The organism is Nocardioides sp. (assembly GCF_050699375.1).
Taxonomy (GTDB): Bacteria; Actinomycetota; Actinomycetes; order Propionibacteriales; family Nocardioidaceae; genus Nocardioides.
Map to the genome: position 1 here is coordinate 18,705 of NZ_JBOHDN010000161.1, position 8,732 is coordinate 27,436.

At 69.8% G+C, this 8,732-nt stretch carries 9 protein-coding genes; 6 read left to right on the top strand and 3 right to left on the bottom strand.

Annotated elements, in window-relative coordinates:
• Positions 1 to 8: 8 nt before the first annotated feature.
• Positions 9 to 1,373, bottom strand: a complete 1,365-nt coding sequence (locus ACRDPS_RS12330) for a dipeptidase (protein ID WP_431501929.1) — start codon at positions 1,371 to 1,373, stop codon at positions 9 to 11.
• A 42-nt stretch (positions 1,374 to 1,415) separates the two neighbouring features.
• Complete coding sequence (locus ACRDPS_RS12335; RefSeq protein ID WP_431501930.1) at positions 1,416 to 1,772, bottom strand: sterol carrier family protein; 357 nt, start codon at positions 1,770 to 1,772, stop codon at positions 1,416 to 1,418.
• Positions 1,773 to 1,835: 63 nt separating this feature from the next.
• Between ACRDPS_RS12335 and ACRDPS_RS12340 the strand changes: the two genes are divergently transcribed.
• From ACRDPS_RS12340 to ACRDPS_RS12350, 3 genes are read left to right on the top strand one after another with little or no spacing between them, the layout of a single operon-like run.
• Positions 1,836 to 2,555, top strand: coding sequence for a hypothetical protein (locus ACRDPS_RS12340; RefSeq protein ID WP_431501931.1), 720 nt, complete (start codon positions 1,836 to 1,838; stop codon positions 2,553 to 2,555).
• 3 nt (positions 2,556 to 2,558) lie between these two features.
• Positions 2,559 to 3,308 (top strand): serine hydrolase, encoded by a 750-nt coding sequence (locus ACRDPS_RS12345; protein WP_431501932.1) that lies wholly within the window; start codon positions 2,559 to 2,561, stop codon positions 3,306 to 3,308.
• Between the two features lie 41 nt (positions 3,309 to 3,349).
• The gene (locus ACRDPS_RS12350; protein ID WP_431501933.1) at positions 3,350 to 3,901 is read left to right on the top strand and encodes a GNAT family N-acetyltransferase; all 552 of its coding nucleotides are present in this window, start codon (positions 3,350 to 3,352) and stop codon (positions 3,899 to 3,901) included.
• Here the strand turns inward: ACRDPS_RS12350 and ACRDPS_RS12355 are convergent.
• Positions 3,881 to 4,837: a helix-turn-helix transcriptional regulator gene (locus tag ACRDPS_RS12355; protein WP_431501934.1), complete on the bottom strand. Its 957-nt coding sequence runs from the start codon at positions 4,835 to 4,837 to the stop codon at positions 3,881 to 3,883. The genes ACRDPS_RS12350 and ACRDPS_RS12355 overlap by 21 nt on opposite strands.
• A 238-nt stretch (positions 4,838 to 5,075) precedes the next feature.
• On the opposite strand from ACRDPS_RS12355, the gene ACRDPS_RS12360 reads away from it, so the two are divergent.
• From ACRDPS_RS12360 to ACRDPS_RS12370, 3 genes are read left to right on the top strand one after another with little or no spacing between them, the layout of a single operon-like run.
• Positions 5,076 to 6,086 carry an ATP-binding cassette domain-containing protein gene (locus tag ACRDPS_RS12360; RefSeq protein ID WP_431501935.1) on the top strand — a complete coding sequence of 337 codons (1,011 nt, stop codon included), beginning with the start codon at positions 5,076 to 5,078 and terminating at the stop codon, positions 6,084 to 6,086.
• Positions 6,083 to 6,901: an ABC transporter permease gene (locus tag ACRDPS_RS12365; RefSeq protein ID WP_431501936.1), complete on the top strand. Its 819-nt coding sequence runs from the start codon at positions 6,083 to 6,085 to the stop codon at positions 6,899 to 6,901. Before ACRDPS_RS12360 ends, ACRDPS_RS12365 begins: the two co-directional genes overlap by 4 nt.
• A gap of 44 nt (positions 6,902 to 6,945) precedes the next feature.
• Complete coding sequence (locus ACRDPS_RS12370) at positions 6,946 to 8,451, top strand: DHA2 family efflux MFS transporter permease subunit (protein WP_431501937.1); 1,506 nt, start codon at positions 6,946 to 6,948, stop codon at positions 8,449 to 8,451.
• The last annotated feature ends 281 nt before the right edge of the window (positions 8,452 to 8,732 follow it).

Sequence of the window (8,732 nt, forward strand, 5' to 3'; positions counted from 1 at the left end):
GCGGATGCTCAGCGGCTGCCCAGCTTCTGGAGCAGCAGCGCCTCGGCGACGATGACGCGTCGGAACTCCTCGAGGTGGAGCCCCTCGTTCGCGCCGTGGGCCCGGGTGTCAGGGTCCTCGACACCCGTGACCAGCACGCTGGCCTGCGGGAACGCCTCGAGGAACTCCGCGATGAACGGGATCGAGCCACCGACGCCCATGTCGATGGGAGCGGTGCCGTCCCAGGCCTCGGTGAAGGCGGCGCGGGCGGCGTCGTAGGCCGGTCCGGTCGCGTCCAGAGCGATCGGCTCACCGGTGTCGACCACCTTCGTGGTCAGCTCAGCACCCCAGGGGACGTGCTTCTCCAGGTGCTTGGTGAGCGCGGCGACGGCGCTCTCACCGGAGTCGCCGGGCGCGATCCGGATGGTGACCTTGGCGCGCGCGCTCGCGGCGAGGGTGTTGGACGCGCCGTCCACCTTGGGGGCGTCGATGCCGGTGATCGTGATCGCCGGCTGGGTCCACATCCGCTCGACGGCCGAGCCCTTGCCGACCCAGTGGAGGGACTCGATCGCGCCGGACTCCGCACGCAACCGGTCCTCGGGGTAGTCGACGTCCGCCGCCGGTCCGGTGACCAGGCCCTCGACCGCAGGGGCGCCGTCCTCGTCCCACAGGGTGTCGAGGAGGCGTACGAGAGCCATGATCGCGTCGGGAGCCAGGCCGCCCCACATGCCGGAGTGGACCGCATGGGTCAGGGTGCGGAGCTCGACGTCGACGCGGATCAGGCCACGCAGCGAGGTGGTCAGAGCCGGGACGCCGACGTCCCAGTTGCTGGAGTCGGCGATGACGATGACGTCGGCCTCCAGGCGGTCCTTGAACTTCTCGAGGAGCTGGGGAAGCGTCGCGGAGGCGACCTCCTCCTCGCCCTCGATGAAGAGCCTGACCGTCACCGGGAGCTCACCGTTCTCATCGAGACCCGCCAGCGCGCGGACCGCGCCGATGTGCGCCGCGATGCCGGCCTTGTCGTCGGCCGCGCCACGTCCGTAGAGGCGGTCGCCGACCTCGGTCGGCTCGAACGGCGGCGTGTTCCAGTCTGCGTGGTCGTTCTCGGGCTGCACGTCGTGGTGGGCGTAGAGCAGCACCGTCGGCGCGCCCTCGGGCCCCTTCTTCTCACCCACGATCGCGGGCGGTGCGCCGTCGAAGGCGCGCACGATCTCCACCTCGAAACCTTCGGCCGCGAACAGGGCGTACGTCTTCTCCGCGCTCTTCTCGACCTCGCTCAGGCGCTCGGGGTCTGCACTCACGGACTCGATCCGCACCAGGTCCTCGAGGTCCTTGCGGATGCCGGGGAAGAGCTCGCTTACTCGGGCCTTGATGTCTTCGGTGGAGATGCTCATAGGGTGAGATTACAAGTAGGCCGTGACGTGAGCGGCGACGGTCTACAGGGGCAGGTACGCCGACAGGTCGGTGCGCTCTCCCGAGGCCCGGACACGGGCCTGGTCGACCGCCTCCGACCACGTCGTCTCCCCCGTGGCGAGGGCGATCCAGGTCGACGCATCGGTCTCGATCACCGCAGGCGGGGTGCCCCTGGTGTGCCTGACCCCTTCGATCACCTGCACCGCGGCGTACGGCGGCACCCGCACCTCGACGCTCTTGCCCGGCGCACGCTGCTCGAGCAGGGCCAGGTAGTGCTTGGCGAGGAGCCGCAGGTCGCCCTTGGCGGTCGCCCCGTTGCGTACGCGGTCGAGAGCATCGGCGACGTCGACGGCGGCCGCGGGCTTGAGTCGGGCTGGCACGACCTCAGCCTATCCGCGGCAGTTCCCCACCCCGGCGGCGCGCGGCCACTACGCTCCGGTGTCGTGGGACTGGAGAGACTTGAGTCGGCGCAGGTGCTGAAGACCGTCGAGACGCTGCACGGGCGGATCGCGGCACGCTTCCCCGACCGGGGGCTGGTGAAGGTCGCGGAGGAGCTGACCGGCCTGATCAGCGAGTCCTCCGGTGTCGGGGACCGGCTCCGGCGCCGGCTGCTCTGGACCCGCGCGGCCTCTCGAGCGCTGATCCTGGTCGTCCTGGCGCTCGCGTCGGGCGCCATCATCTGGGCCCTTGCGATGGCGTTCGGCGACGAGAAGCTCACCGGCGCCCAATGGCTGCCGCTGATGGAGAGCACCGTCAACGACCTCATCTTCGCCGCGGTCGCGATCTTCTTCCTCTACACGATCCCGGAGCGGCTGCTGCGGTCGCGGGCGCTGAGGTTGCTGCACCGGCTGCGCTCGCTGGCCCACATCATCGACATGCACCAGCTCACCAAGGATCCCGAGCGGTTGCGCACGGGGTTCACGCCGACGCCGGCCAGCGTCCGGTTCACCCTCGATGCCGACGAGCTGGCCCACTACCTGGACTACTGCTCCGAGCTGCTCAGCCTCGTCGGCAAGACCGCCGCGCTGTGCGCCGAGGACTCCCAGGACAACGTCGTGCTCGCCACGGTGAGCACGGTCGAGACCCTCACCGTCGACCTCTCCAGCAAGATCTGGCAGAAGATCCAGGTCGTCGGCGAGCTGCGTGAAGACCAGTCGGTCTGAAGCATGGAGTCGCAGACGGACTGGTCGGTCCTCGCCGTCGACACCGACTCGGGTGAGGTGCTCCTCGAGTCCGACCCGGATCTGCTGCTGCCGACCGCCAGCGTCGGGAAGCTCTTCCTGCTCCATCACCTCGCCGAGATGCTCGACCCGGACCCGTCCCTGGGCGACCTGATGCTCCGCAAGGACGGTGTCGCGCCGGTCGCCGACAGCGGACTGTGGCAATACCTCGATGCACCCGCGCTCACCGTGAACGACTGCGCCCGCCTGGTCGGCGCGGTCTCGGACAACCTGGCCACCAACGTGCTCCTCGACCACGTCGGTCTCGCCCCCGTCCAGGCGGTCGCCGCGCGGTTGGCCGCGGGCGGGTCGATGCTGAACGACTCGGTCCGGGACGTACGCAGGCCAGAGGATCCGGCCATGCTCTCCATCGGCTGCGCAGCCGACTGGGTCGCGTACTTCCGGAAGCCGCATCCGACCGTCATGTCCTGGCTGGCGCCCGCGACGGACCTGTCGATGGTCTCCTCCGCCTTCGGCCTGGACCCGCTGGCGCACACCGCCCCGGAGGGCGAGCTGCGGGTGTGGACGAAGACCGGCACCGACGACGGCGTCCGCGCCGAGGTCGGCTTGCTCGAGGTGGGTGAGCGACGGGCCGCGTACGCCGTGATCTGCCGCTTCCAGGGCGAGGCCGGCCCTGTGCTGGCCCGGATGCGGGCCTACGGGGAGCAGCTCTTGGACATGCTGCGGAGCGGCTGAGGACGTACGATCCAAGTCCTGACCGACACCGTAGGAGACCCGTGTTCAGCATCGACCTCGGGAGCGGGGCGGAGATCGTCCTGCGTGACCGATCGACCGACTTCGCCGTCCACAAGCTCATCAACGCCAACCTCGAGCACCTCCGCGAGTGGGAGCCGTGGGCCCACGCGGACCAGAGCATGATCAGCGTGTCCGCGCTCGGCACCTACCTGCTGACCCAGTGGGTCAAGGGCGAGGCGATCCCGTGCGTCATCCGCCAGGACGGCCAGGTCGCGGGTGCGACGACCGCCCGGATCAACACCTATGAGAAGTCGGCCACGATCGGCTACTGGCTGGGCGAGGCCTACGTCGGCCGCGGCCTGGTCACGCGGGCCGTGTCGGCGTTGCTCGACACGCTCTTCAAGGACCACGACATCGCCCGGGCGATCATCGACACCTCCGTCATGAACAAGCGCAGTCGCGCGGTCGCCGAGCGCCTCGGGTTCACCCACGAGGGCACAATGCGCGGGGCCCAGGCCTACCCCGGCGAGCGCCGGGACCTGGTCGTCTATGGGCTCCTGCGCGAGGAATGGTCAGAACGACGCGGCGCCTGAGCGGGTGAACCGCTCCCCCGCCTGTTTGACCAGCTCGGCCAGCTCGGCGGGCTGCTCGACGGTGAAGTCGGCGTCGACGCCGGCGAGGATCATCACCGGCCAGCCCAGGTCGTCGGCCTGCATCCGCAGCCGGCAACCACCCTCGGCGGGCTCGACCTCACCCCAGCGGCCGACACGGCGCGCGACGACGTCGGGCTCGACGCGGAGAAGCACACAGATGTCGTACGCCGCCGCCCGGGAGCGGATCCCGGCATGGACGTACGCAGCGGCGTCGCCGCCGGGGATCTCGCGCGGACGGAAGATCTGACCGGTGGTCATCGGGGCACTGACCCGGTCGACCCGGAAGGAGCGCCAGTCCTGGCGGACCCGGTCATAGGCGAGGAGATACCACCGGTTGCCGATCGTCACCAGCCGGTGCGGCTCGACGCGGCGCTGGGTCGGCTCCGCCTCGGGCGCCTGATACGTGAAGGACAGCGTCTCGTCGTCGCGGCAGGCCTGCGCCAGGACTCCGAGCACGCCGGCGTCCAGCGGCACCCGCCCGCCCCAGGGGAGCGAGTCGGTCTGCGAGGTGACCGCGTCCATCCGCCGCCGCAGCCGCGGCGGCATCAACGCGACGACCTTGCCCAGCGCCTGGGCCGCGGTATCCCCCATCCCGGCGACCATGCCGGCCGCGGCGGTGCGCAGTCCGACAGCGATCGCGACCGCCTCCTCGTCATCGAGCAGCAACGGCGGCAGCGCGTTGCCGGCCCGGAGCTGGTAGCCGCCGGCGACCCCGCGGCTGGCATCGACGTCGTAGCCGAGGTCGCGCAGCCGCTCGATGTCACGGCGCAGCGTACGTTCGCTGACCTCGAGGCGTACGGACAGCTCCGTGCCGGGCCAGAATCGGTGGGTCTGCAGCAGCGACAGCAGCTGAAGCATCCGGGCGCTCGTACTCATGCCGCCGACTCTAGGCGCGATTGAGGTCAGCTATTGGCCTGATTCCCGACGAGGCTGGCATCAAGGTCCGGATCGGCTCCGAATCAGGCTGGCGACGGTCGGCTCGCCCCCTCCTCGAGCCGACCGCGCTCAGCTCCCCGCCCCCTTCTTACCCGGTTCCCGGACTTCTAAACAGAATCTCGCAACAATTTTTCGAATGCGGCCAGAAACTGACCGGAATGGCTCGGAGACTGAAGTCATGACGAACCACACCAACCACCGGCCGGTGATCCGCACCCAGGGTCTGACCAGGCACTTCACTCGAGGAAAGAAGACCGTCGAGGCCGTACGCGGACTCGATCTCGAGATCCACGAGGGCGAGCTCGTCGCCTTCCTCGGGCCCAACGGAGCGGGCAAGTCGACCACTCTGCGGATGCTGACCACCCTCATCCCGCCGACCTCCGGTACCGCCGAGGTGGCCGGCCACGACGTCGTACGCTCCCGCGCCGCGGTCCGGCGTTCGATCGGATATGTCGGCCAGGGCAATGCTGCCGCCTTCATCCAGCGCGGCCGCGACGAGCTGATGTCCCAGGCCCGCGCGCACGGCATCTCGCGCACCGCCGCGAAGGCTCGCATCGAGGAGCTGCTCACGGCCTTCGACCTTCAGGAGCACGCCGACCGCCCGGTGCAGACGCTCAGCGGCGGCCAGCGCAGGCGGCTCGACATCGCGATCGGTCTGTTCAACCACCCCGAGGTCCTGTTCCTCGACGAGCCGTCGACCGGGCTCGACCCGCAGAACCGCGTCAACCTGCAGGAGCAGATCCGCCGGCTCCACCAGGACGGCACCACGATCGTCCTCACCACTCACTACCTGGAGGAGGCGGACGCTCTCGCCGGGCGGGTGATCGTCGTCGACGACGGGATCGTGATCGCCGACGACACCGCTTCACGACTCAAGGAGAGGCTCGGTGACCTGGTGATCCTCGGCTTCGGCTCCGAGGCCGATGCCATGGCCGCCGCCGCTCGTGCCGAGGCCGGCTCGAGCGGCCCGACCCTCATCGAGCGCGATGGTGTGCAGGTCTCCATCCGGACCCCGCGAGGCGCCGACAAGGCGCCGTCGCTGGCGATCGACCTGGCCTCCAACGGCACGCCCGCGGTCCGCATGGAGGTCCACGCCCCCACCCTCGACGACGTCTTCCTCGACCTGACCGGCCGCAGCCTGCGCGAGTCGGCGGAGTCCACCACCCAGACCGAAGGAGCAGCAGCATGACCACCATCACCGTCCCGAGCACGAGCACGAGCACGAGGATCCGACGCACGACCCAGCCGCTGAGCAGGCCGACCGGTTTCCTCACCGACACCTGGACCGTGCTGATCCGCGAGCTCACCCCGAAGCTGCGCCAGCCGGCCTCCATGCTCTTCGCGATGGTGCAGCCACTGGTCTTCCTCGGCCTCTTCGCACCACTCCTGCCCACCGTCGAGAGCGGCAGCGCTCTGCAATGGTTCGTGCCGGGGATCGTCGTCATGACGGCACTGATGGGCGCCTCCATGACCGGCGCCGACCTGACCGCCGAGATCCGCTCCGGCTCGCACGAACGACTGCTGGTATCGCCTCTGTCCCGGCCCTCGCTCCTGGTCGGGCGGGCCCTGAAGGAGGTCGTGCCGGTGCTGTTCCAGACCGTGGTGATCCTCGCCGTGGTGACCCCGTTCAGCTTCGAGCTCCACCTCGGCGGGGTCCTGGTCGGGGCCGTCATCGTCTCGCTCTTCGCGATCGGGATGGGCGCGCTCAGCTTCGCCCTCGCCACCGCCGCGAAGGAACAGGACTGGGTCTTCTGGACGGTCCAGCAGATGCTGATCTTCCCGCTGCTGCTCCTCTCCGGCGTGCTCCTCCCCCTCGACGGCGCTCCCGGCTGGCTGCGGTTCCTCAGCGACATCAACCCGATGACGTACGTCGTGGAGGCCGAGCGCGCGCTCTTCGCCGGTGAGTTCCCGGTCGATGTCGTCGCCGGCGGCTTCGTCGCGGGAGCGGCCGTTGCCGTGATCGGGGTCCTCGTCGGCGTACGAACCATGGAGAGATCCAGCTGAAACCGGCTTGACCTCAAGTCAACTTCAGGTTCGAGACTAGAGGCATGACAAGCAACTCCAGCACGGCCGGGCCCAGCCCGACCACGATCGTGCTCACCGTCATCGCCGGCACGGTGATGATCCCGATCGACATCACGATCGTCGCGGTAGCGATCGCCCGTCTCTCCCAGGAGACGGGCGCTTCGCTGCCGGTGATCCAGTGGGTCGCCACCGGCTACACGCTCGCGCTGGCAACGGTCATCCCGGCCGCCGCCTGGGCGATCAGCCGGTTCGGCGCTCGCCAGGTCTTCCTGACCGCGATCGTCGTCTTCACGCTCGGCTCAGGTCTGGTCGCCGCCTCGTGGAACGTCGAGTCGCTGATCGCGTTCCGGGTCCTGCAGGGGCTCGGCGGCGGCTTCGTGATGCCGGCGGCGATGACCCTCACGCTGCGCTCCGCACCTCCCGAGGAACGCGGCCGGCTGATGGCGCTGATGGGCCTTCCGGTCCTGGTCGGCCCGGTCTTCGGACCCGTGCTCGGCGGCTGGCTGCTCGACACCATGTCCTGGCGGTGGATGTTCCTGATCAACCTGCCGCTGGGTGTGCTCGGCCTGCTCTTCGGCCTACGCAACCTCCCTCGGCTACCCAACGGACCGAGCGCCCGCCTCGACGTACGCGGCCTGTTCCTGCTTCCTCCCGCGATGGCGCTCCTGGTGCTCGGCACGTCGTTCGCGGAGGGCACGCTGCTCGCCGCCGACGTGCTCGTCCCGGTCGGCGCCGGAGTCGTCCTGGTGGCGCTGTTCGTCCGGCACGCGCTCCGCGCCGCGGCACCGCTCCTGGACATCAGGCTGCTCCGCCGACGCCTGACCGGCGGCAGCGCCGCGCTGCTGGTCTGCTTCGCGGGCGGCTACTTCGGCTCGATGATCCTGGTACCCCTCTACTGGCAGGTCGTACGCGGCGAGTCGGCCACCACCGCTGGCCTGCTGATGGCTCCGGCCGGCGTCGCGGCGGGCATCATGATCCAGATCTCCGGGCGTCTCATCGACCGTTTCCCACCGCTGCCGGTGATCGGCTCGGGCATCGTGGTCTCCACCCTGGGCTTCGGAGCACTGGCGCTCCAGCTCAGCGCCGACGCGTCCATGCCCGTCCTGGCCACGACCCACGCGATCGCGACCGCGGGCGCCGGGTTCGTGATGCTGCCGACCATGACCATCGCCACCCGTTTCCTCGAGGACAGCGCGATCCCGGCCGGCTCGACGATGATCAACGTGCTCAACCAGATCGCCACGGCGCTGTGCACCGCCGGTGTCTCCGTGCTCCTCGCCGCCGCGCTCTCCGCACGCCTTCCCGGGCTGGGCAGCGACGGCGTGGGAGCCCTCAGCTCCGTGCCGTCGGACGAGCTCTCCGCGGTCGCACCGCTGGCTGCCGAGGCCCTGCAGGTCGCGTTCTGGCTCCCGGTCACGATGATGGCGGTCTCGGCCGTGATCGCGTTCGTGGTCTTCAGGCGTACGCCGTCGGCTCAGGCCGCGGCCGCCGACAGCTCGCGACCCATGGCCACGGCGGTCGCAGACTAGGGCGTGTCTCCTAAAGACACGGCGGCCGCGAGCGGCGTTTCGGGCCGATCTGGCAAGGCGGCGCCGCGAAGGCATCCTGGAGGCTGTCGAGCGACGCCAACGCAGCCAGATCGGATGCGAAACGTCGCGCAGCGGGCGTGGATTTTGGAGACACGCCCTAGGAGACTGCTGAACAAAGGCAGTATCGGGCGAGTCCGATTGTTGTTGTGTGCCGCGTTGCACGGTTCTGACCGGCGCGGGGCTGGCTCGAGGTGGTGCTGTTGCGGGCGTTGGCGGGATTG